General features: G+C 72.1%; 20 protein-coding genes and 6 tRNA genes. 6 read left to right on the top strand and 20 right to left on the bottom strand.

The genetic code is table 11. The features are described 5' to 3' along the window. The first annotated feature begins 8 nt into the window (after positions 1-8). The 4 genes from ABLM29_RS00260 (at position 9) to ABLM29_RS00245 (ending at position 5822) form a co-directional block, all read left to right on the top strand. Positions 9-1328 carry a hypothetical protein gene (locus ABLM29_RS00260; protein WP_349711280.1) on the top strand — a complete coding sequence of 440 codons (1320 nt, stop codon included), beginning with the start codon at positions 9-11 and terminating at the stop codon, positions 1326-1328. A gap of 107 nt (positions 1329-1435) precedes the next feature. After that, positions 1436-2731: an FAD-dependent oxidoreductase gene (locus ABLM29_RS00255; protein ID WP_349711278.1), complete on the top strand. Its 1296-nt coding sequence runs from the start codon at positions 1436-1438 to the stop codon at positions 2729-2731. Beyond that, the gene (locus tag ABLM29_RS00250; RefSeq protein ID WP_349711276.1) at positions 2731-4503 is read left to right on the top strand and encodes a flavin monoamine oxidase family protein; all 1773 of its coding nucleotides are present in this window, start codon (positions 2731-2733) and stop codon (positions 4501-4503) included. The genes ABLM29_RS00255 and ABLM29_RS00250 overlap by 1 nt, the downstream gene beginning before the upstream one ends. Before the next feature lie 35 nt (positions 4504-4538). After that, a complete protein-coding gene (locus tag ABLM29_RS00245) occupies positions 4539-5822 on the top strand; it encodes a peroxidase, FMP-type (protein ID WP_349711273.1) in 1284 nt (427 codons plus the stop codon). Between the two features lie 23 nt (positions 5823-5845). Here the strand turns inward: ABLM29_RS00245 and ABLM29_RS00240 are convergent, their stop codons facing one another. The 16 genes from ABLM29_RS00240 to ABLM29_RS00165 all read right to left on the bottom strand — a co-directional run bounded on the left by ABLM29_RS00240 (position 5846) and on the right by ABLM29_RS00165 (position 16817). After that, positions 5846-6883 carry an NAD-dependent epimerase/dehydratase family protein gene (locus ABLM29_RS00240; RefSeq protein WP_349711272.1) on the bottom strand — a complete coding sequence of 346 codons (1038 nt, stop codon included), beginning with the start codon at positions 6881-6883 and terminating at the stop codon, positions 5846-5848. Continuing rightward, positions 6880-7671: an S-methyl-5'-thioadenosine phosphorylase gene (locus ABLM29_RS00235; protein ID WP_349711270.1), complete on the bottom strand. Its 792-nt coding sequence runs from the start codon at positions 7669-7671 to the stop codon at positions 6880-6882. The genes ABLM29_RS00240 and ABLM29_RS00235 overlap by 4 nt, the downstream gene beginning before the upstream one ends. A 94-nt stretch (positions 7672-7765) precedes the next feature. Further along, positions 7766-7840, bottom strand: a tRNA-Val gene (locus ABLM29_RS00230). 93 nt (positions 7841-7933) lie between these two features. Continuing rightward, positions 7934-8009: transfer RNA gene (locus ABLM29_RS00225), tRNA-Gly, on the bottom strand. Between the two features lie 85 nt (positions 8010-8094). Beyond that, positions 8095-8169, bottom strand: a tRNA-Val gene (locus ABLM29_RS00220). Positions 8170-8187: 18 nt separating this feature from the next. Continuing rightward, a tRNA-Cys gene (locus tag ABLM29_RS00215) sits at positions 8188-8258 on the bottom strand. A 79-nt stretch (positions 8259-8337) separates the two neighbouring features. After that, positions 8338-8410: transfer RNA gene (locus tag ABLM29_RS00210), tRNA-Gly, on the bottom strand. 149 nt (positions 8411-8559) lie between these two features. After that, positions 8560-9069, bottom strand: coding sequence for a hypothetical protein (locus tag ABLM29_RS00205; RefSeq protein WP_349711268.1), 510 nt, complete (start codon positions 9067-9069; stop codon positions 8560-8562). 249 nt (positions 9070-9318) lie between these two features. Next, a tRNA-Val gene (locus ABLM29_RS00200) sits at positions 9319-9390 on the bottom strand. Positions 9391-9541: 151 nt separating this feature from the next. After that, positions 9542-10669, bottom strand: a complete 1128-nt coding sequence (locus ABLM29_RS00195; RefSeq protein ID WP_349711266.1) for an alcohol dehydrogenase catalytic domain-containing protein — start codon at positions 10667-10669, stop codon at positions 9542-9544. A gap of 17 nt (positions 10670-10686) precedes the next feature. After that, positions 10687-11868, bottom strand: a complete 1182-nt coding sequence (locus ABLM29_RS00190) for an acyl-CoA dehydrogenase family protein (protein ID WP_349711264.1) — start codon at positions 11866-11868, stop codon at positions 10687-10689. Positions 11869-11940: 72 nt separating this feature from the next. Further along, on the bottom strand, positions 11941-13299 hold the full coding sequence (locus ABLM29_RS00185; protein ID WP_349711261.1) for an ABC transporter substrate-binding protein: 1359 nt from the start codon (positions 13297-13299) through the stop codon (positions 11941-11943). Beyond that, positions 13296-14405, bottom strand: a complete 1110-nt coding sequence (locus ABLM29_RS00180; RefSeq protein WP_349711259.1) for a branched-chain amino acid ABC transporter permease — start codon at positions 14403-14405, stop codon at positions 13296-13298. The genes ABLM29_RS00185 and ABLM29_RS00180 overlap by 4 nt, the downstream gene beginning before the upstream one ends. After that, a complete protein-coding gene (locus ABLM29_RS00175) occupies positions 14405-15283 on the bottom strand; it encodes a branched-chain amino acid ABC transporter permease (protein WP_349711256.1) in 879 nt (292 codons plus the stop codon). The genes ABLM29_RS00180 and ABLM29_RS00175 overlap by 1 nt, the downstream gene beginning before the upstream one ends. Before the next feature lie 23 nt (positions 15284-15306). Beyond that, a complete protein-coding gene (locus tag ABLM29_RS00170) occupies positions 15307-16020 on the bottom strand; it encodes an ABC transporter ATP-binding protein (protein WP_349711254.1) in 714 nt (237 codons plus the stop codon). After that, the gene (locus tag ABLM29_RS00165; protein ID WP_349711251.1) at positions 16017-16817 is read right to left on the bottom strand and encodes an ABC transporter ATP-binding protein; all 801 of its coding nucleotides are present in this window, start codon (positions 16815-16817) and stop codon (positions 16017-16019) included. The genes ABLM29_RS00170 and ABLM29_RS00165 overlap by 4 nt, the downstream gene beginning before the upstream one ends. A gap of 198 nt (positions 16818-17015) precedes the next feature. Between ABLM29_RS00165 and ABLM29_RS00160 the strand changes: the two genes are divergently transcribed. After that, the gene (locus ABLM29_RS00160) at positions 17016-18251 is read left to right on the top strand and encodes a PucR family transcriptional regulator (protein ID WP_349711248.1); all 1236 of its coding nucleotides are present in this window, start codon (positions 17016-17018) and stop codon (positions 18249-18251) included. Between the two features lie 27 nt (positions 18252-18278). Here the strand turns inward: ABLM29_RS00160 and ABLM29_RS00155 are convergent, their stop codons facing one another. Then, positions 18279-18965: a potassium channel family protein gene (locus tag ABLM29_RS00155; protein WP_349711246.1), complete on the bottom strand. Its 687-nt coding sequence runs from the start codon at positions 18963-18965 to the stop codon at positions 18279-18281. A 119-nt stretch (positions 18966-19084) separates the two neighbouring features. After that, a complete protein-coding gene (locus ABLM29_RS00150) occupies positions 19085-19417 on the bottom strand; it encodes a hypothetical protein (RefSeq protein WP_349711244.1) in 333 nt (110 codons plus the stop codon). Between the two features lie 111 nt (positions 19418-19528). On the opposite strand from ABLM29_RS00150, the gene trxA reads away from it, so the two are divergent. Beyond that, entirely contained in the window at positions 19529-19876 is a 348-nt protein-coding gene (gene trxA, locus ABLM29_RS00145) for a thioredoxin (protein WP_349711242.1), read from the top strand. Positions 19877-19903: 27 nt separating this feature from the next. On the opposite strand, the gene ABLM29_RS00140 is transcribed toward trxA, so the two are convergent. Further along, on the bottom strand, positions 19904-20986 hold the full coding sequence (locus ABLM29_RS00140; protein WP_502889140.1) for a potassium channel family protein: 1083 nt from the start codon (positions 20984-20986) through the stop codon (positions 19904-19906). Positions 20987-21032: 46 nt separating this feature from the next. Next, positions 21033-21878, bottom strand: coding sequence for a YihY/virulence factor BrkB family protein (locus tag ABLM29_RS00135; RefSeq protein ID WP_349711236.1), 846 nt, complete (start codon positions 21876-21878; stop codon positions 21033-21035). Positions 21879-21946: the final 68 nt, after the last annotated feature.

The following is a 21946-nucleotide window of genomic DNA, read 5'->3' as shown; positions in this document are numbered from 1 at the left end:
TCACCAGGGTGAGCAGCTGGCGCCGGACCGCACCGTGGATCGCGCTGGGCGCCGCGTTGCTCCTGCTCGCGGCGGCCATCGCCTACCAGGCCGTGACCGGCGTGGACGTCCACGCGCGCAACGCCAAGTACCCGCTCAGCCAGACCCTGCCGCCCTGGCACGGCTACCTCGACCCGCGGACCGGGCCGGGGACGGTGCCCGCCCTCGCCCTCGCGCTGGCGGGCGTGATGGTCGGGGGCAGGCTGGCGGCGACCCTGCCGTTCGGGCGGCTCGTCGCCCTGTCCTACGTCGTCTCGCTGGGGTGGCTGCTGGCCCTGGTCACGGTCGACGGGACGCGCGGGCTGACCCGCGTCCTCGGCCACACCTCGGAGTACCTGCGCACGGCGCGCCGCACCGACGACGTACCCGCGATGCTCGCCGAGTACGTCGACCGGATCCCCCACGACGCGCCGGACAACTGGCCCGTCCACCTCGCCGGCCACCCACCCGGCGCGGTCCTGTTCTTCATCCTGCTGGTCCGGATCGGCCTCGGCGGCGACCTCGCGGCGGGCCTCGTGGTCACGGTCGTCGCAGCATCGATCGCCCCCGCCGTGCTGCTGACGCTGCGCGCCCTCGACGCGACGCTGACCGCCCGGCGAGCGGCCCCGTTCCTGGTGCTCACCCCGGCCGCGGTGACCATGTCGGTCTCGGCCGACGCCGTGATGGCCGCCGTCGCCGCCTGGGCGACGTTCCTTCTGGCGCTGGCGGCCACCAGGGCCGGTCCCGCCGCCCTCGGCTGGGCGGTCGGGTCCGGGCTCCTGTTCGGCTACCTGGTGATGATGTCCTACGGGCTGGTGCTGTTCGCGGCGATCGCGCTGGCGGTGCTGGTCGCGGCGCGGACGTGGCGTCCCCTGGTCCCGTGCGCGCTGGCCGCCCTCGCCGTGGTCCTCGTCTTCGCCGCCCTCGGCTTCGCCTGGTGGGAGGCGTTCCCGGTGCTGCGCGAGCGGTACTGGGACGGGGTCGCGAGCGAGCGGCCGACGAGCTACTGGATCTGGGGCAACCTCGCCGCGCTGGTCGCCACCGCCGGGCCGGTGGTGGCCGCGGGCCTCGCCCGGCTGGGGCACGCCGAGCGGCCCGCCCGGTGGTTGGTGGTCGGCGCGGTCGCCTGCATCGTCGTCGCCGACCTGTCGCTGATGAGCAAGGCGGAGGTGGAGCGGATCTGGCTGCCGTTCGTGCCGTGGCTGACCCTCGCCGTCGCCGGACTGCCCGACCGCTGGCTGCGGCCGGCGCTGGCGCTGCAGGTGGCGACGGCCCTCGTGGTGCAGCACCTGCTCAACACGTTCTGGTAGGCCGGCCGCGCGGGGCGACCGCCGACGAGCCGGCCGCGGGGGCCGTGACAACTCAGGAGGGGTGCCCTAACGTCGAAACCGTTCTCGGCGGCCGCAGGTCAGGGCCCGTGTCCGCCTGGGGCCTCATCTCGGGAGGCGACGTGACGGCGCTGGCGTACGACGGGCGCGACTACGACCTGATCGTCATCGGGGGCGGTGGCGCCGGGTTGTCCACGGCGTACCACGCCGGGAAGAACGGGCTCCGCACGCTCGTGCTCGAGCGGTTCGGTGTGCTCAACGACTCGGGCAGCTCCGCGGGTGCGTCGCGGCAGTTCCGACTGCAGTACGCGCAGCAGTACATGGCCGAGCTGTCACTCGCCTCGCAGTCGTTCTGGGCGGACCTCCAGGGATTCACCCAGAAGACCCTGATCACGCAGTGCGGCAGCCTGTGGTTCGGGGACCCCGCGCTGAGCTCGCAGGAGGGCGGCATCCAGGCCGCCGAGAAGGTGATGGACACCCTGCGGATCCCGTACACGAAGCTGGACGCCGCCCAGATCGAGGCCGCGTTCCCCTTCACGGACCTGCCGAGCGACTACGCCGGGTTCTTCCAGGCCAGCGGGGGCATCATCGACCTCAAGGCCACCGAGGAGGCCTGCTACGACGCCGCCCTCGCGACAGGGCGGGTGGACATCCACGAGTACGAGCCCGTGACCGGCATCAGCGAGCAGGCCGACGGGAGCCTGACCGTCACGACGGGACGAGGCGACTACGGCGCGGCGAAGCTCGCCGTCTGCGCGGGCGCCTACGCGAACGACGTGCTGGCCCACCTCGGCCTGTCGGCGGGGATCACCATCTGGCAGATGTCCTCCGCGTACTTCCGGAAGAGCGACCCCGACCTCAGGCTGCCCACCTGGTTCGTGTTCCAGGACCCCAGCGCATCGGCTCTCTTCTACGGCTTCCCCGAGGTGGACTGGGCGCACCCCGGCTATGCGCGGGTGGCCACGGACTTCCCCGACGCCATCCTCACCGACCCCGGCCAGCGCACCTTCGTCCCCAGCCCGACCAGCCTCGGCCTGGACTCGCGGTGGGTGGCCGAGCACATGGTCGGCCTCGACCCGACCCCCCGGTTCACCTCGACCTGCCTCATCGCGCTGGCAGAGGACAGCACGCGTGAGCTCCTCCTGGACTACACGCCGGCGTGGGGCACGCCGCACCCGAACATCGTGACGTACACGGCCGGTTGGGCGGCCAAGTACCTCCCCATCCTCGGCGACATGATCGTCCGGATGCTCGCGCAGCCGACGCAGCAGCTGACCTACGGCGACTTCACCATCCCGCTGGCGAACTTCGCCATCGCGTGGGCACCCGCCGCCGAGCCGGATCAGCGCACCACCCCCAGCCGGGCGATCAAGGAGGAACGCTGATGGCGAAGCAGTACGTGATCTTCGGAGCCGGGCCGGGAGGGCTGTACACGGCGTGGCGGCTGCTGCAGTCCGGCCACCTGAGCGCCGGTGACACCCTGCGGCTCCACGAGTGGGGTACCTACGACTTCGACGGCACCGGAGCGACCCGGCCGCCCGCGGGCAGGATCTGCTCCCACCACTACGCGGGCGAGGCGGGCGCCAGCTACATCGAGATCGGCGGGATGCGCTACATCGAGTGGGACCCCCAACGGGGGCCGGCCGGGCATCGCCTGGTCACCACGGCCATCCGCGAGGTGGACCTGGAGCAGGACGTCATCGACTTCCTCACGACCGACGACCCCCTCTTCTACCTCCGCGGGGAGCACTTCCGCAGCAGCCAGCTGGGCACCGGCAAGGGCCACGTGGAGGCGCCGTACGACACACCGGGCAACAACGTGCGGCCCGCGGACGACCTCTACAACCAGGTCTCCTCGCTCATCGAGGGTGACGCCCCGCTCTCGAACCGCAGGGCTCAGTGCGACTTCTACGCCACGGGCACGCTGCCGGCCGACTTCAACTCGTTCGTGTACTCCGGCGGGGAGACCGCCAGCAACGTCGGGTACTGGAACGTCTTCTACGACCAGGCCGGGAACGAGGGCTTCAACTACGCGGCCGACGCCGGCGGCTACAGCTCCAACGTCATCAACTGGAACGCGGCGAACGCGGCGGTCTACAACGGCGAATTCCAGCCCGGCGGGAACTTCAAGACCATCTCCGGCGGGTACTCCCGACTGTTCGTGGGGCTCTACCGGAAGGCCGTCGCGAAGGCCGCGGACGCGGGAGTCGACTTCTCGCTGCACCAGGGAGAGCGCCTGCACTCGATCTGGCTGGAGCAGGGTCAGATCCGGTACCGGCTCGCGTCCGCCCTCGATCCCTACGCGCCGACCGGGGCGGCCTCGACCGCCGACGTGGCGTTCCTGGCCATGCCTCCGCGGTCCGTCGAGCTGGTGGCGCAGGCGACCCGCTACGACGACGCGCCCGGCCGGCAGGACTTCCTCAACGCGGACCGGGTCGCGAACTACCTCGAGTCGGTGATCCTGCAGCCCTCCTACAAGGTGGCGATGTTCTTCGACCGCTGCTGGTGGCAGGAGTCCACGTACCCGCCTGACCTGGTCTCGAAGGGGCATGCTCCCAACGACGTCTTCGGGCCGACCATCACCGACCTGCCGCTGCGCCAGATCTACTACTTCCGCAACAGCGCCACCCCCGGGCAGCCGGGCGAACCCGTCTACGGCCTGCTCGCGTCGTACGACGACATGCGGTTCGTGAACTTCTGGAGGGAGCTCGAGCTCGCGGTGGACGAGCGCCGCGACCAGGCGACGTCCCGCGACCTGCAACCCCTGCTGGGCGGGGGGAAGGCGCCGCCGGAGATGGTGCGCATGCTGCTGCTCCAGCTGGCCAAGGTGCACTACGGCGACCCCGACGCGGCCGGCACGATCCCCGAGCCCCTGGAGACGGTGTTCATGGACTGGGGGCTCAACCCGTTCGGCGCCGGCTACCACGCGTGGGCGGCCCACTACGACATCTGCGACGTCATGCAGACCGTGCGGGCCCCGGGCGAGCTGGCGGGCGTCGACGGTGCGCCGGTGTACCTCGTGGGATCGGCGTTCTCCAACGACCAGGCGTGGGTCGAGGGTGCCTTCTGCACCGCCGAGTCCGTGCTGGTCGACAAGCTCGGGCTGGAGCCGCTCATCGACACGAGCGACTACCCCCTCATCTGCGGCCCCCGCTGACCTGTCCCCCACACCCACCAACCGAGGAGAGCGTCGTGTCGACCGAGCCACAGAAGTCGTCGGTGAAGCCGTACGTCGAATGGGAGCGGGGCCTGCCCGCCGGTCCTCAGTTCGGCGTCCTGTCGAGGCTCCACGGCACGTGGGTGAACTGGGCGGACGGCCCGACGGGCCTGCACACCACCCCGATGCCGTCGCCCGGCACGTCGTCGGAGACGGTCTTCGGCGTCTTCCACTTCAAGTCGCAGGCGTACACCGAGGAGCTCCGCTTCACCCAGGTCAACGCCCCGGTCCGGAACCGCGCGGGCTCGAACGAGCAGTTCAACGGCGCCGTCAAGTACGAGACGGCGATCATCGACACGGAGAGGAAGCCGGAGCTCCAGCACTTCGAGAACGGGATGTACCTCTGGCTCGGCGACAACACGATGCCGTGGTCCGCCGACAGCCCCACCCAGAACCCGCCGACGATGTTCAAGCACCGATCCGACGCGGAGTCGGTGAGGACGGACGGAGCCGAGCCGGTCCTGGGGCCGGGAGAGCTGGGTCCCCAGTTCATCCCGCCCCACACCATCTCGCGCTCCGGCGTGATCCCCCACGGGACGTCCATCCACCTGACCGGCAACGTGACCTCGTCGGACGGCCGACCGGAGATCGCCGAGCTCTGGGAGCAGCAGTACCTCTCCGTGTCGCCGACCATGGGGATCAACCTCGCGAAGGACCTCCACTCGGGATCGCGCCAGAAGCCCGACTGGACGAAGCTCCCCCGCGAGAAGCAGTCCCCTGACGGCGGGCCGCGCGAGAGCGGGGTGAACAGCGCGCGCGCCTACTTCGAGAAGATCTTCAACTACGACCACTTCGGTGCGGCGTTCCCGTACACGGTCCAACCGAACCTGAAGCTGATCGACGCCAACCAGGGCATGGTCGACGCGGGCCAGGAGTTCCTGGGGTACGACCTGATCCAGCTCGACTCCGTCCAGAGCACGGGCGTGCAGGGAGCGACGGTCAACAACGTCATGATCGAGCGCTACTGCCGGGTCGTCCGGATGCGTTTCCGCATGTGGCTGGAGAGGATCCTCGACCACGAGACGGGCCGCACCGTCGACCAGCTCCAGTACGAGCAGATCGTGGACTTCGAGTTCATGTTCGGCTCCGACGGCGCGACGACGCGGTGGCCCCACATCCAGGTCAACACGCTCCGCCGGGTGGAGGACGTCCCCGCGGAGCGGCGCCTGCCACCGATCCAGCTGCCGACGGAGGCCACCGCCGCCGGGGTCGAGCGGCCGGAGCCCCAGGTGTACGTGATGGGGCACGAGCGGGGCTGACCGTCCGCGGAGGCGTCGGGTCCTCAGGCGCGCAGCGGTGCCGACGCGAACGCCGGGATGCCCTCCTCCGGCCCGATGCCGGCGGTGAAGCCGAGCTCGCGCGCGGCACGCGCCGGGGAGGCCACCACGTGGCGCACGTCGCCCGCGCGGAACTCCCCCGTCACGACCGGCTCCGGCCCGCGACCGCCGGCCAGGAGCCCGGCCACCTCGCGGATCGTGATCGGGCGGCCCGAGCAGACGTTGAAGGCGTCGTACCAGCCGGAGTCGGCGGCGCCGACGGCGGCGATCGCGGCGAGGTTGGCGCGGGCCACGTCCTCGACGTGCACGAAGTCGCGCACCTGGGCACCGTCCTCGAACACGCGCGGCGCCTCGCCGCGCTCGAGGGCGGAGCGGAAGATCGCCGCGACCCCCGCGTAGGGGGTGTCGCGGGGCATGCCGGGGCCGTAGACGTTGTGGTAGCGCAACGCGGCGACGGCGCCGGGGGCCTGGCGCGCCCATGCCGCGGCGTAGTGCTCCTGGGCGACCTTGCTGGCGGCGTAGGAGCTGCGCGGGTCCGTCGGTGCCTCCTCGGGCACCAGCTCCCAGGCCAGAGCCCGGCCGCAGACCTCGCAGGCGGGGTCGAACTCGCCGCGTCGCAGCGCCTCCACCGGCCGGGGCCGCGGCCGTTGCCGGCCGTGCTCGGCACACGCGTACCGGCCCTCGCCGTAGACGACCATCGAGGAGGCGAGGACGAGCCGGTGCACGCCCGCCTCGTGCATCGCGGCCAGGAGCGCCGCGGTGCCCAGGTCGTTGTGGGAGGCGTAGAGCGGGAGGTCCGCGACGGTCGTTCCCGCACCGACGACGGCGGCCTGGTGGCAGACCACGTCGACGCCGTCGAGCACCGGCCCCCAGGTCGCGGCGTCCCGCACGTCGAGCCGCCGCACCCCGGTGGGCGGCTCGGCCCCGCCGTGGGCCTGCTGGATCATCAGGTCGACGCCGACCACCTCGTGGCCGGCCGCCGCCAGCGCCGAGCGGACCGCGCCGCCGATGAACCCGGCCGCGCCGGTGAGCAGCACCCTCACGGGATCTCGTAGGTCAGGTCGATGCCGTCCGCCCACGCCGAGCACCCGCAGCCGGTCGGGTCGGGCAGCCGGGCGATCGTGTCGGTGAGCAGCCCGCCGAGCCGGTCGAGGTTCGCCCGGAAGAGCGCGAACACCTCCTCCTGCCCCACCCCCTCGCCGGTGTCGGCGCCGGCGTCCATGTCGGTGACCAGGGCCAGGGACGCGTAGCAGAGGCGCAGCTCCCGGGCGAGCACCGCCTCGGGGTGACCGGTCATGTTCACCAGGGACCATCCGGCGTCGGCGAACCACCGCGACTCCGCCCGGGTGGAGAAGCGCGGCCCCTCCACCACGACCACGGTGCCGCCCGCGCTCACGGCCGGGTCCGCGGCCAGCGCCGCCGACAGGCCGGGGCAGTAGGGGTCGGCGAACGGGACGTGGACGGCGCCGGTCTCGACGAAGGTCTGCACCCGCCCCGAGGTGCGGTCGACCAGCTGGTCGGGGACGACCAGGTCCCCCGGCGCGACCGCGTCGCCGAGCCCGCCGACGGCACACGGCGCGAGCACCTGGCGCACGCCGAGCGACGCCAGCGCCCAGAGGTTGGCGCGGTAGTTGATGACGTGCGGCGGGAACTCGTGGTGCGGGCCATGCCGGGGCAGGAACGCGACGCTGCGCCCGGAGACGGAGCCGAGCGCGATCGGGGCCGACGGGGCGCCGTACGGCGTGGCGACGTCGACCTCGCGGGCGTCGTCGAGGAATCGGTAGAAGCCGGTGCCGCCGATGACGGCGACGTCGGCCTGCGGTGTGGTCACACCGCGACTCTGGCAAGAAACGCCGCGCTCCGGAACGTGATGCGACCCGGTTTCGCTCCTCGTAAGGAAATCCGGGCGCCGTCCGCACGCCGGGTGGTGGGCGATACTGGGTTTGAACCAGTGACCTCTTCCGTGTCAAGGAAGCGCGCTACCGCTGCGCCAATCGCCCGAGTATGGAGTTGTCGCCCCTCGCCCCGGCAGCGACCGGGCGAAATTGGCTCAGCCCCGCTCGGATCGGCTGATGCCGTGCCGAGCGGGGCTTTGGAGCGGACGACGAGGCTCGAACTCGCGACCTCAACCTTGGCAAGGTTGCGCTCTACCAACTGAGCTACGTCCGCATGCTGTCGCGGGCCGTGCGGCCCCTCCAGCGCCAGGTCCCTCCCCTGGCCGCTTCGGGCCCCTCGGGACCCTCCGCTCGATGAGTGGTGGGCGATACTGGGTTTGAACCAGTGACCTCTTCCGTGTCAAGGAAGCGCGCTACCGCTGCGCCAATCGCCCAAGTCTTTAGTTATTTCGAGGTGGGTACGGGATTTGAACCCGTGTACACGGATTTGCAGTCCGTTGCCTCGCCTCTCGGCCAACCCACCACGCAGATCCCAGGGCCCTGGATCCGAATTCCTCCGGAGCCAGACTGACCTGTGGTCAGCCAGTGGCCTGGCCTCTCCGAGCGGACGACGAGGCTCGAACTCGCGACCTCAACCTTGGCAAGGTTGCGCTCTACCAACTGAGCTACGTCCGCATCGCAACCGCTTCGCCTTCCGTTTCCGGCCGGCTTGCTGCTGCGTGCAGAACATTAGCGGATGGCCGGGGTCGTGCAAAAACGGGGGGTCCCTCCGGGTGTCTCCCGCCCCGTTCCGGCACCCTCCCCGCGCCCGCCGGAGCGAGCGGTCACTCGCAGGCCAGCTCGTCGCGGATGGTGGTCATCAGGTCCTGCACGTCGGACGCGAGCGCGGTGAGCGCGTCCCGGAAGCCGCCGAGCGAGCCGCTGTCCCGCAGGGCCTGGAGGTCCTCGTCCACCTTGTCGGACCTCTCCTGGATCGCGTCGCGCGTGTCCGGGTCGAGATCGTCCAGCGCGGCGCGCAGGTCGTCGAGCGCGGTGCGGACGCCGTCGAGGTCGTCGCGCGCGGCGGCCAGCTTCCCCGAGCCCAGGTCGTCGGTGACGGTCTGCACCGCGTCGCTGACGTCGTCCCGCGCGGCGCACACCGCCTCGTTGCCACCGGTCGCCGTGCCCGACTCCGACCCGGTCGCCTCGGACGACTCCGTCGTGGCCGAGGAGGCCTCCGGCGACGCCGACTCCTCGGAGTCGGAGCCGGAGTCGTCGCTGCAGCCGACGGCTCCCCCGAGCAGCAGGACGAACGTCGCCAGCACGATGCCGGCGCGAGTGGTGGGACGCTTCATCGGAACCTCCGAGACCGGCGGACGCCGCAAGACGAGCGGTACGCCGCCGACGTTACCCCCGGCGCCGCGCCGCGTCTGCGGGCGAAAGGTCCCGAAATGACTTGAGGGCCGCACGTCTCCGTGCGGCCCTCCTGCGGTGGGCGATACTGGGTTCGAACCAGTGACCTCTTCGGTGCCAACGGCAGAGCCGCGCTACCACTGCGCCAAAAGCGAGCGAGGGCCGCACGTCTCCGTGCGGCCCTCATGCGGTGGGCGATACTGGGTTCGAACCAGTGACCTCTTCGGTGTGAACGAAGCGCGCTACCACTGCGCCAATCGCCCGCTCTCGGCCATCGGTGACGACCGCGGAGCGACTCTAACCCATGCGCCGCACGGAGTTCACATCGGGGGCGCCGGCCGCGCTCCGTCGGCGTGGGCGACCCCGCCGCCGGCCTGCTCCGGCCGGCCGGCGACGGGGTGGATCAGCGGCACCTCAGGTGCCGTGCGGCCGGACCACCTGGCGCACGGCGCGTCCGGCGGCGAGCTCGTCCATCGCCGCGTTGACGTCGTCGAGCGCGACCTCGGCGGAGACCAGCCGGTCCACCGGGAGGCGGCCGGCGCGCCACAGCCCGATCATCGCCGGTACGTCGACGGCCGGCTGTGCCGAGCCCATGTAGGAGCCGAGCACCCGGCGGTTCTCCGCCACGATGCTGAGCGCCGGGAGCTGGAGCGTCGCGGACGGGTGCGGCAGCCCCATGGAGACCGTGCCGCCGCCGCGCCCGGTGACGGCGTACGCGGCCTCGAAGACCCGTGCCGACCCCACCGCCTCGAACGTCCAGTGGAACAGGTCGGGCGCCACCTCGGCGGCGAGCGCCTCGAGCTCGTCGGGGCCGCAGGCGTGGCTGGCCCCGACCTCGAGCGCGAGCTTCTGCTTCTCGGGCACCGGGTCGACCGCGACCACCGGCCAGGCGCCGGTCGCGGCGGCCCCCATGACCGCCGCGAGGCCGACGCCCCCGAGCCCGAAGACCGCGACCGACTCCCCCGGCGCGACGCCGGCCGTCCGGGTCACCGCGCCGTAGCCGGTGAGCATGGCGCAGCCGAAGAGCGCCGCGGTCCCGAGGGGCACGTCGCGGTCCACGACCACGGCCGAGGAGCGGTCGACGACCGCGTGGGTGGCGAACGCCGACACCCCCAGGTGGTGGCGGACCTCCGTGCCGTCGTGGCTCAGCCGCGACCCGCCACCGACCAGGTCGCCGGCCGCGTTCGCACCGGCCGCCGCGGCGCAGAGCGCCGGCCTGCCCGACGAGCAGAACCGGCACGACCCGCAGCTGGGCACGTAGACCAGCACCACGTGGTCGCCGACCGCGACGTCCCGGACGCCGTCGCCGACCACCTCCACCACCCCGGCGGCCTCGTGACCGAGCAGCATCGGCGTGGGCCGCAGCCGGTTGCCGTCGATCACCGAGAGGTCGGAGTGGCACACCCCGGCCGCCTCCACGCGCACCAGCAGCTCGCCCGGCCCCGGCCCGGCCAGCTCGAGCGGCCCCACCTCCAGCGGCCGGCTGTCGGCGTACGGCGCCTCGGCCGGGGCGTGCCGCAGCACGGCGCCCGTGATCCTCATCGTCCCCACCCCACCGGTCAGCCGAGGTGCCCGCGGACCGACGCGTAGCCCTGGAGCAGGTTGCGCGCGATGGTCCGGCGCTGGATCTCGTCGGTGCCCTCGTAGATCCGCAGCAGCCGGAGCTCGCGGTACCACCGCTCGACCGGCAGCTCGCGGGTGTAGCCCATGCCGCCGTGGACCTGGAGCATCCGGTCCACGATCTCGTTGGCGCGGGTGCCGCCGTAGAGCTTGGCCATCGACTGGGCCTGGCGGGAGTCGTTGCCCTGGTCGACCTGCCACGCCGCACTGAGCACCAGCCAGCGCAGCGCCTCGATGTCGACCGCGGAGTCCGCGACCATCCACTGGATCGCCTGCCGCTCCGCGATCGGCTGGCCGAACGTGACCCGGTTGCGGGCGTGCTCCATGGCCATCTCGACCAGGCGCTCGCAGGCGCCGAGGGCCCGGGCGGGGAGCAGGTAGCGGCCCTTGCCGATCCAGCGCATCGCCATCGCGAAGCCGCGCCCCTCCTCGCCGAGGATCGCCGAGTGGGGAACGCGGACGTCGTTGAAGACCAGCGACGCCGGGCCCCACTCCCCCATGGTGTCGATCGGCTCCGAGTACCAGCCCTGGTCCCGGTCGACCAGGAAGCAGGTGACCGACTCACCCGACCTCCCGGCCCGGTGCTTCTCCGGGTCGGTGACGGCGAAGACCATCGTGAAGTCGGCCTCGTGGCCGCCGGTGATGAAGGTCTTCTCGCCGTTGATCACCCACTCGTCACCGTCCCGTACGGCGGAGGTGCGGATCGCCCGGGCGTCGGACCCGGCGCCCGGCTCGGTGATCGCGAAGCACGACCGCCGATCGCCCGCGATCGTCGGCACCAGGTAGCTCGCCTGCTGCTCCTCGTTGGCGTCGAACAGGATGTTGTCCGCCTCCCCGGCGAACCGGAACGGGATGAAGGAGCGACCGAGCTCGATCTCGATCAGCGCCGCCATCGTCGCGCCGAGCCCCATCCCGCCGTACTCCTCCGGGGTCTGCACCCCGAAGAAGCCGGCCTGCTTGGCCCTGTCCTGCAGGTCGCGCATCTCCTCCGGCGTGACGCCACGCTCGTGCTTCCGCTCCCGGGACAGTGCCTCGGGCTCTAGCGGCATGATCTCCTTGGTCACGAACGCGCGCACCCACTGGCGGATCTCGCGCTCCTCGTCGGTCAGGGTCAGGTCCATCGCAGTCCTCTTCCAGGTGTTCGTCTCGGGTCCGGTCGTCCCGCCCGGTCCGCCGGGCGGGACGACCGTCGGTCAGCCGACGGGCTCGACCTCGGGGATGCCGCTCTCCGGCGGGGCGTCGCCGGCCGCGGAGTCGTCCTCCTCGATCGGGGCGTCGCCGAGGTCGGTGACCAGCACCGGGGTCAGCGCCTTGCTGGCGCCGCTGCCCTCGATCTCCACGACCTGGATGCCGGAGAGGCCGAGGTGGGACTCCTCGGAGTAGCGGAACGGACCGAAGCCCGGCCCCTCGAAGCTCCCGCCGGCCTGCTCGATCGCCGACACGATGCCCTCGCGGGAGACGTCCTCACCGGCGGCCTGGAGCGCCTGGACGAAGGTGTAGGCCTCCGCCATGCCGTAGATCTTGTAGTTGGTCAGCTCGCCCTTGCCGCCCTGCTCGTCCCAGACCTTCTCCCACAGCTGCATCCACGGGTCGTCGTCGTCGCCGATCCCAGGCATGTACTCGGTGGTGATGACGCCGCTCAGCAGCGCCGCGCCGTCCTCGACCGCGCCCTCGGAGAAGTCGGCCAGCAGCGAGCCGACCAGGTCGGGGTCGGAACCGATGTTGCTGTAGATCCACTGGGGCGCGAAGCCGAGCTTGAGCGAGACCAGCTGGGAGAGCGCGGTGTAGGAGGGCACGTTGAACCCGACGACGAGGTCCACGCCGGCGGCCTGGAGCTTCGCGATCTGCGGCGCGATGTCGGTGTTGCCCGGCGTGTAGCTGACCGTCTCGACGATCTGCTTGTCGGCGTAGGTCCGGATCCCGGCCTCGCCGTCCTCGCCCAGGTCGTCGCCCTGGAGGAACAGCCCGACCTTGGCGTCGGGGAGGTTGTCGGCGATGTACTGGCCGATGACCTTGCCCTCGATCACGTAGTCGGGCTGCCAGCCGAAGGTGTACGGGTACTCCTCGGGGGTCTCGCCCCACTGCCGGGAGCCGGAGGAGACGAAGAGGTCCGGGACCTCCTCGTCGTTGAGGAAGTCCACCACGGCGCCGTGGGTCGGCGTGCCGAGGCCGCCGACGATGCCGAACACCTCGTCCTGCAGGACCATCTCGTTGGTGACGGAGCTGGTCTTGGTGGGGTCGTAGGCGTCGTCCTTGACCTCGAACTCGATCTGGCGGCCGTTCACACCGCCGTTCGCGTTCACGAAGTCGTAGTAGGCCTGGTGGCCGGACGGGATCTCGCTGTAGCCGGGCGCCGCGACGCCGGTCAGCGGGAAGTGCCCGCCGATCTTGATCGAGTCGTCGGTGATCCCGACGGTGCTGCCGGTCGACTCGCTGGAGTCATCCCGGTCCGCGCCGGCCCCGCACGCGGAGATCGCGGCGCTGACGGCGAGGACGGTGACGACCGTCGCAGCCGGCTTCCAGCCTCCTCGGGATGTGCTGGATCGCTTCATGCTCGTGCCCTCTCGGTGGTGTTGTGGTGGGTGGTTGACGTGCGTTCGGGGTCCGGCGGCTGTGCGGAGCGCGCGGCGCGGCGGTGGCGCCAGGTGCGCAGGGAGCCGACCAGGCCGGTGGGCGCGAGCAGGATGACGAGCACCATGACCACGCCGTAGACGAGCGGGGCGAGCTCGGCGGACCGGACGTCGTCCAGGCCGAGGTCGCCGCCGAACTGGGTGACCAGCTGCGGCAGGAAGGTGAGCAGCGCGGCGCCGGCCAGCGCGCCGACCAGGCTGCCGAGGCCGCCCAGCACGATCGCGGCGACCAGCGTCAGCGACAGGGTCAGGGTGAAGCCGCTCGGCGCGGCGATCCGGACCACGAGCGCCATCAGCGCCCCGGCGAGTCCGGCGCAGGCCGCGCTGACCACGAAGGCCAGCACCCGGCTCCGGGCGAGGTTGATCCCGGCGAGCTCGGCGGCCACCTCGTCGTCGCGGACAGCCCGCCAGGTGCGGCCGACGCGGCTGCGCGACAGGTTGGCCAGCAGCACGAAGACGGCGACGAGCACCAGCCACGCGACGTAGGCGGTGTAGCGCCCGCGGGTGGGATCGGTGGCGGTGAGGAAGAAGACCGCGTCGGCGAACCAGGCCGGTACGTCGGGGACGCGGACGGTCAGGCCCTGCTCACCGCCGAGGGTGCCGTCCCAGAAGATCGCCAGGCCGGGGACGGCCACGGCGAGCGCGAGCGTCGCGCCGGCCAGGTAGGGGCCGTGCAGCCGGGCGGCGGCGATGCCGACGACCAGTCCGACCAGCACGGCGACCGCGGTGGCGGCCAGCAGGATCACCGGCAGCGGCGCCAGCGGCTCCGCGTCCTGGAGGCAGAGCGCGGCCGTGTAGGCGCCGATCGCCATGAAGGCGCCGTGGCCCAGGGAGAGCTGGCCGTTGAGGCCGGTCAGCAGGGTGAGGCCGGCCGCCGCGATGCCGAGGTAGGCCATGGCGGCGAGCTGGGTGGCCCGGAACTCGCTGACGAGGCTGAGGACGAGGATGCCGACGACGGCGGCGACCAGGCCGGCGGTCAGGTGGCGCGCCAGCACCGACTGCCGGGCGGAGGCGAGGAGGCTGCTCATCAGACCCTCCTCTGCACGGTGCTGGCGAACAGGCCGCCGGGTCGCACCAGCAGCACCGCCACCAGGACGAGCAGGGCGGCCATCGCCACCAGCTCCGACCCGAGGTACCCGCTGACGAAGCTCAGGCACAGGCCCAGCAGCAGGCCGCCGGCGACGGCGCCCATCGGGCTGTCCAGGCCGCCGAGGACCGCGGCGACGAAGCCGTAGACCACGACCGGGTCCATGTAGGAGGGGTGCACCAGGCCGCCGCCGGCGATCAGCAGGCCGGAGAGCGAGCCGACGAGGGCGGCGAGCGCCCAGCCCAGGCTGAGCATCCGGCCGACGCGGACGCCCAGGAGGCGGGAGACCTCCGCGTTGAACGCCGAGGCCCGCATCCGCAGGCCCACGTCGGTGAAGCGGAACAGCAGGAGCAGCAGCCCGAGGACCGCGAGCACGGCGAGGATGGTGAACACGCCGAAGCCGGTGAGGGCGATCGTGGTGTCACCGACCTCGAACCCGCGCACGCCGAAGGGCGCCGGGAAGGAGCGGAACTGCGACCCGAAGACGAGCGCGGCGACCGAGTGGAAGACGATGAAGAGCCCGAGCGTGAGGATCACCGGGTTGATCTCGACCGTCGAGTCCACCCGGCGCACGACCAGCCACTCGACGGCGGCGCCCAGGACGAACCCGGCGACCAGGGCCGCGGCGAAGCCGATCCAGTAGGAGTAGCCGGCGTCGATCACCGTCAGCGCGACGTAGGTCGTCAGCATCGCCATCGGGGCCTGGGCGAAGTTCACGATCCGTGTGGACCGCCAGATCATCACCAGCGCCAACGCGAAGGCGGCGTACACGAAACCGAGCGTGATCCCGCTCAGCGTCGTGGTCAGGAGCTGTTGCACCGTGGTTCCTCTCAGTTCCCGGGTCAGTTGCCCAGATAGGCGTCGCGGAGCCGTACGTCGTCGGCCAGGTCGGCGGCGGGCTCGTCGGCGACGACCCGCCCGAGACCGAGGACCAGGCCCCGGTCGGCGATGGAGAGGGCGCTCCTGGCGTTCTGCTCCGCCAGGAGCACCGTGAGCCCGTCGGTGTCCACGAGGTCCCGCACCAGGGCGAAGATCTGCGCGACCACCCGCGGCGCGAGGCCGAGCGAGGGCTCGTCGAGCAGCAGGATCTCCGGCTCGGCCAGCAGCGCCCGGCCGATCACCAGCATCTGGCGCTCGCCACCCGAAAGGGTGTGGGCGACCTGGTCGCGGCGCTCGCCGAGCACCGGGAAGAGCTCGTAGATCCGCGGCAGGTCGAACCGCCCGCGGCGGCCCCGGGGCGCGCCGAGCGCCCCGAGCCGGAGGTTCTCGCGGACCGTCAGCTCGGCGATCACGCCACGGCCCTCCGGCACGTGCGCGAGGCCGGTCCGGGTCATCTCCTCCGCGGGGGTGCGCAGGAGGTCGGTGCCGCCCAGGTGGGCGGTGCCCGCGATCGGGCGGACCAGGCCGGAGAGGGTCCGCAGCAGCGTGGTCTTGCCGGCTCCGTTGGCGCCGAGCACCGCGGTGACGCAGCCGGGCGCCACCTCGAACGAGACGCCGTCGAGGGCGCGGACCGGACCGTAGGTGGCGGTGAGGTCGGTGACCGTGAGCGCGTTCATCGGGCGCCCTCCCCGTGACCCGGCACCTCGACGCCCAGGTAGGCGGCCAGGACGGCCGGGTCGTCGCGCACCTCCGACGGCGCGCCGCGGGCGATCACCCGGCCGAAGTCGAGGACGACGAGTGCGTCGCAGACGTTCATCACCAGGTCCATGTGGTGCTCGACGAGCATCACCGACATCCGCGAGCGGAGGCTGGTGATGAGCGCGCCGAGCGACTCCATCTCCTCCTCCGAGAGGCCGCTGGCCGGCTCGTCCAGCATCAGCAGGTCCGGGTCGCCGACCAGCGCCCGCGCCAGCGCGACCCGCTTGCGGAGCGCGTAGGGCAGCGACCCGGGGTAGCGGCCGGCGTACTGGGCGATGCCGAGCTCCTCCAGCGTCGCCATCGCCCGCTCTCGGAGCCGGCGCTCGTCGCGGCTGCTGCGCGGCAGGGCCAGCAGCCCCGACCAGAACCCGGCCCGCGCGGCCCGGTCCAGCCCGACCACGACGTTGTCCAGCACGGTCATGCCGTTGAACAGCCCGAGGCCCTGCAGGGTGCGGGCGATGCCCAGGCCGGCCAGCCGGTGCGGCCGGACGCCGGTGACGTCGCGCCCCTGCCACGACAGCTCGCCCGTGTCGGGGCGGATGAACCCGCAGGCGACGTTGAACAGCGTCGTCTTGCCGGCGCCGTTCGGCCCGATGACCCCGAGCACCTGCCCGGGGGCGACCTCCAGGTCGACGTCGCTGAGCGCGGTGAGTCCACCGAACGTGACGGTGACGCCTCGCATCGCGAACACCGGATCGGCAGTTGGTGTGGGCACCGGTTCTCCTCGGTGGGCAGGCGGCTGTGGCGTGCATCACTCTGGACGAGGTGCACAAAGGGCCGACATGGACGCCCTGCACAAAATGACTCGGGCGGTTCGCATCGAGACTGGAAGACGGCTTGGCGAGACTGTGCATCGAGTGCAACCCTGTGGCGCATGTCACGCCATTCCGGGTCCGACGGACCACCGAGTCGAGTGCTGGCCCGCACCGCCCGCGCGGACGCCCTGGAGGAGCGCCTGCGCCGCGCCTGGGGCGCCCTCATCCCGTACTCCGACGAGATCGCCGACTCGATCGGCGCGCGGCTGCGCCACAACGATCCCGAGTGGTTCGAGAAGGCGGCGCCCGACCTGCTCGCGGACGTCCACCGCGACACCCGCGAGCACATCCGGCGCGGACTGCTGGCACTGTCGGGCCAGCCCGAGGGCGAGCACCGGCCGACGGACGTGTGGCGGGAGACCGGACGGCGGCGCGCGCGCCAGGGCGTCTCCCTGGAGCTGACCCTCAACGCCTACACGCTCGGCACCCGCGTCCTGTGGGAGGCGCTCGTCGAGCTCGACGACCCGGACCTCGAGATCGACGACCACCTGCTGGTGGTCGCGGGCCAGCGACTGTGGCACGACCTGGACGTCCAGAACCTCGTCGTCATCGACGCCCACCGCCGCGAGAGCGTCCGGCTGGCCCGCCGCGACCTGCACCGCCAGCAGGGCCTGCTCGACCGTCTCGTCGACGGCCGGGGCGCGGATCCCGCCGTCGCGGCCGAGGCGGCGACGCTCCTCGGCGTGACCCCCGGGGAGCCGGTGGCCTGCATCGCGGCGCCGATGGAGGACTCGCTCGACGAGCCGCTCCGGGCGGCCGACGACCGGCTCGAGCGCGCCGGCTGGGGCTCGTTCTGGCACGTGCGCCGCGGGACGCACTTCGGCATGGTGCCGATGGGCACCCTGGAGCCGGGCGCCCTGGCCGAGCTGATCAAGCCGGTGGTCGGCCGGGTCGGGGTCGCGGTCTCACCCGACGGCCTGGCCGGCTTCGGCTCGGCCTTCCAGCTGGCCACCCGCGCCGCGCAGACCATCCCGCGCGGCCAGACCGACGTGGTGCTGGTGAGCGACCGCCTCCCCGAGCTGCTGGTCAGCGGGAGCCCGGAGGTGTCCTCGCTGCTGGTCGAGGAGACCATCGGGCCGCTGCTCGGCCTCGGCGAGCACCAGTCGGAGGTCCTGCTCAGCACGCTGGCGACGTTGATCAGGTGCAACGTGTCCCCCACCAGGACCGCCGAGGAGCTCTACTGCCACCGCAACACGGTGCTCTACCGACTCCAGCAGATCGAGCAGATCACCGGTCGCGACCTGCACTCGGCGCGCGACCGGCTGCTGCTGACGCTGGCACTGGTGTCGGTGGGCCGCGGCGACGCGGTCGGCGGGACGGGCGTGCCGGCCTGAGCCCTACCCCCGGGCCCTACCCCGGTGCTACTCCGCGTCGTTCGCGGCGCCGGCCGCGTTCTCGCGCTGCACCGCCTCGACGAACCACGCCGCCACGGCCGCCGTGACCGAGCCGACCAGCGCGATCCCGACCACCATCAGGCCGGTGGCGATCAGCCGCCCCTCGACGGTCACCGGGTAGAAGTCGCCGTAGCCCACCGTGGTCACCGTCGCCATCCCCCACCACAGCGCCTCGCCGAACGTCTGGATCGGGGCGCCGGGCACGCCGCGCTCGGCATCGAGCACCGTGAGCGCACCCAGGAAGAGCGCCGCGACGGCCGTGCCGACCACGTACACGGTGACCCGGCTGACCAGGCGGTGGCCCGTGACGCGGACGAAGAGCCGCGCGAAGGCCAGCACCCGGAGCAGCCGGAGCGGCCGGAGCATCGGCACGACCACCAGCACGACGTCGTACCAGTGGTGCAGCGCGTAGGCGAGGCGCCGCTCGGCCAGCGCCACCCGGACGACGACGTCGATCGAGAACGCCGCCCACACCGACCACGAGACCTGCTGCAGGAACCCGCGCAGCCCCTCGTCCATGGAAGGGTCGAGGATCGGCCAGGCGTAGGCCACCAGGAAGGCGACCGCCAGGAAGATCAGCGGGGCGTCGGTGCGACGCTCCCAGGCCTCGACCCTGCCACCCCACCTGGTGCCGTCCGGCGCGCGCTCCGTCATGGCGGGTCACTCTAGGCAAGCCGGACCGGCCACGGGGTGGCAGGACGGGGCGACACGACGCCGCCGCCCACCCGCGGGGCGCGGGCGGGCGGCGGCGTACCTGCTCAGACCGTGCCTGCTCAGACTCCGGGAGCCGGCGGCAGGTCGTCCTCCGGCTCGGGCGCCGACGACCTGGACCGCCGTCGTGCGACCACGGCGACGATCGCCGCGGCGAGCGCCACGCCGACCAGCAGCACGAGCAGCTTCCGGCTGCCCTCGTCCTCGGGGAGGTGCTCGGAGACGTTCTCCGGCAGCGCCTCCACCACGGCGTCGGCCACCTGCCCGCTCTTCTCCGAGACGACCTCGGAGACCTGGGAGCCGCGCTCGCTCACCGCCTGCGCGGCGGCCTCGACCTTCGGGGTCACGGCCTCGACCAGCTGCTCGACCTCGTGCTGAACGTCCGTCTTCGTCATAGGAGCTCCTCCTCTGGGGATTCGACGACCCCTGTCCCCTACCCCGGTACGACGTGCGCCACACCTCGCCGAATCGCGGAATACTGGCCGGTACACAACGTTGAATGACACATGAGCACTCTCGACCTGACCGCCGCGAACTTCGAGCAGACCGTCCTCGACAACGAGATCGTCTTCGTCGACTTCTGGGCCTCCTGGTGCGGACCGTGCCGCCAGTTCGCCCCGATCTACCAGGCCGCCTCGGAGCAGTACGAGGACATCGTCTTCGGCTCCGTCGACACGGAGGCCGAGCAGGAGCTCTCGGCCGCGGCCCGGATCACGTCGATCCCCACGCTGATGGCGTTCAAGAAGGGCGCCCTGGTCTTCTCGCAGGCCGGTGCCCTTCCGGCTCCTGCCCTGGAGCAGGTGATCACCGCCGTGCGCGAGTTCGACGTCGAGGCGGCCATCGCCGCCGAGTGACCTCCGCGGCGCGAGCCTCGGACCGGCTCAGTCGCTCTCGGTGGCGAAGTCCTCGTTGTGCGTGCCGGGGCGCGGCGCCCACGGCAGCTCACGCGCGGGGCGCACGACGATCAGCCGGTCGCCGCGGGCCAGCAGCGTGACCACCGGGTCGAAGTAGCGGTACACCTTCTCGTCCCGCACCACCGCGATCACCTGGTCCGGCAGCGACTGCGGCGGTCGACCGACCTCCGAGACCAGCAGCTCACGCTCCGCGACCTCCAGACCCTCGCCGTAGGTGAGCAGGTCCTCCATCACCGAGCCCAGCTTCGGCGAGAGCGTGGACAGGCCGAGCAGCCGCCCGACGGCGTCGGAGGACGTGATCACCGAGTCCGCGCCGGACTGCTTCATCAGCGGCGCGTTCTGGTGCTCGCGCACCGAGGCCACGATCCAGGCGTCGGGATTCGCCTGGCGCACCGTGAGCGCGGCCAGCACGTTGGTCGCGTCGTCGTCGGTCGTGATGATGATCTGGTCGGCATCCGCGATCCGCGCCTGGGCGAGCACCTCGCGCCGGGTCGCGTCGCCGCTGATCACGGCGAGGCCCTGGGCGTTCGCCTCGGCGAGCGCCACCGCGTTGGGGTCGACCACCACGACCTTCTCCCGGTCCAGGCCGTTGTTGACGAGCGTCTCGATGGCGCTGCGCCCCTTGGTGCCGTAGCCGATCACCACGACGTGGTGTCCCATCTGATTCCTCCATCGGGCGATCCGGAACTGCTCTCGACCGCGCTGCGCGAGCACCTCGAGCGTGGTGCCGATCAGCAGCACCAGGAACGCGATGCGGGCCGGGGTGACCACGAACGCGTTGATCATGCGCGCGTTGTCGGTGACCGGCGCGATGTCGCCGTACCCGGTCGTGCTCAGCGTGACCGTCGTGTAGTACAGCGCGTCGCTGAGCGACACGGAGCCCATCGGGTTGGCCGCCGTCGCGTCGCCGGCGTCCCGGTAGCCGTCGCGGTCCAGGTAGACCAGCAGGACGGTGCCGACCAGGATCGCCATCGCGGCGAGCAGGCGGCGACCGAGCTCCCACCACGGCGAGCGGACCGTCTCCGGCAGCACCACCCGGCCGAGGGCCATGCCGCTCGCGGACGCCTCACTCTCTTCCTCGGTCACGGGCGCGAATCTAGTCCACCTCCGGCGCCGGACGTCGCAGGAGGCGACTCATCAGCTCCCGGCGCGCCCTGCTCGTGGCCTGCTGCGGGAAGACCGTGTCGAACGCGGCGTTGACCGCGGCCCCGATCAGCACGGCCAGCGCGACCAGGTAGAGCCACAGCAGGACGGCGATCGGCGCGGCCAGCGGACCGTAGATCGAACGCGAGTCGGCGGCGGTGACGGTCAGGAACCAGCGCAGGGCGTAGGAGCCCACGATCCAGGCCACCAGAGAGAACGTCGCGCCGGGCAGGTTGAACCGCCACTTCGTCCGGACCGGGACCGAGACGTGGTAGAGCGTCGCCAGGTAGCAGATGCAGAGCACCACGACCGTCGGCCAGTAGAAGTGCATCAGGAAGTCGGCGCGGCTCGGGAGCCACTCGCGGACGAGCTTCGGGCCGGCGACCACGAGCGGGATCGTGATGCCGCCGGTGACCATCGCGAGCACGTAGAGGACGAAGGACAGGGCCCGGGTGCGCACGATCCCGCGCTGGCCGCCGAGCCCGTGCATGATCGTGATGGTGTCGACGAAGACGTTGAGCGCCCGCGAGCCCGACCAGAGCGCGAGCACGAAGCCGAGCGAGATGACGTCGAAGCGGCCGCCCTCGAGCACGTCGTCCAGCGTCGGCTCGATCACGCGGCGCACCGCCCGGTCGGTGAGGAACGTCGAGAAGAGGTCGACCACCGACTCCTGCACCTCCGCGACCTGCGTGGCGCTGAACTGGTCGGAGACGTAGCCGACCGCGCCGGCGAGGGCGAAGATCAGCGGCGGCACCGAGAGCACCGCGAAGAAGGCCCCCTCCGCGGCCAGGCCCGTCACCCGGTAGCGCAGGCAGGAGCCGACGGTGGTGACGAGCAGCCGCCAGGCCAGCTCGGCCTGGCGGTCGA

This window comes from Nocardioides sp. YIM 152588 (assembly GCF_040191335.1).
Lineage (GTDB): Bacteria > Actinomycetota > Actinomycetes > Propionibacteriales > Nocardioidaceae > Nocardioides.
Note: the sequence above shows the minus strand (reverse complement) of the source record. Positions and strands in the feature narration are given on the sequence as shown.

Bases quoted from the DNA above. Each gene is read 5' to 3' on its own strand.
- ABLM29_RS00250 (WP_349711276.1), top strand. From the start codon at position 2,731: ATGGCGAAGCAGTACGTGATCTTCGGAGCCGGGCCGGGAGGGCTGTAC.
- ABLM29_RS00205 (WP_349711268.1), bottom strand. From the start codon at position 9,069: ATGAAGCGTCCCACCACTCGCGCCGGCATCGTGCTGGCGACGTTCGTC.
- ABLM29_RS00195 (WP_349711266.1), bottom strand. From the start codon at position 10,669: ATGAGGATCACGGGCGCCGTGCTGCGGCACGCCCCGGCCGAGGCGCCG.
- ABLM29_RS00190 (WP_349711264.1), bottom strand. From the start codon at position 11,868: ATGGACCTGACCCTGACCGACGAGGAGCGCGAGATCCGCCAGTGGGTG.
- ABLM29_RS00185 (WP_349711261.1), bottom strand. From the start codon at position 13,299: ATGAAGCGATCCAGCACATCCCGAGGAGGCTGGAAGCCGGCTGCGACG.
- ABLM29_RS00180 (WP_349711259.1), bottom strand. From the start codon at position 14,405: ATGAGCAGCCTCCTCGCCTCCGCCCGGCAGTCGGTGCTGGCGCGCCAC.
- ABLM29_RS00170 (WP_349711254.1), bottom strand. From the start codon at position 16,020: ATGAACGCGCTCACGGTCACCGACCTCACCGCCACCTACGGTCCGGTC.
- ABLM29_RS00155 (WP_349711246.1), bottom strand. From the start codon at position 18,965: ATGACGGAGCGCGCGCCGGACGGCACCAGGTGGGGTGGCAGGGTCGAG.
- ABLM29_RS00150 (WP_349711244.1), bottom strand. From the start codon at position 19,417: ATGACGAAGACGGACGTTCAGCACGAGGTCGAGCAGCTGGTCGAGGCC.
- trxA (WP_349711242.1), top strand. From the start codon at position 19,529: ATGAGCACTCTCGACCTGACCGCCGCGAACTTCGAGCAGACCGTCCTC.
- ABLM29_RS00140 (WP_502889140.1), bottom strand. From the start codon at position 20,986: ATGGCCCTCGGCCGGGTGGTGCTGCCGGAGACGGTCCGCTCGCCGTGG.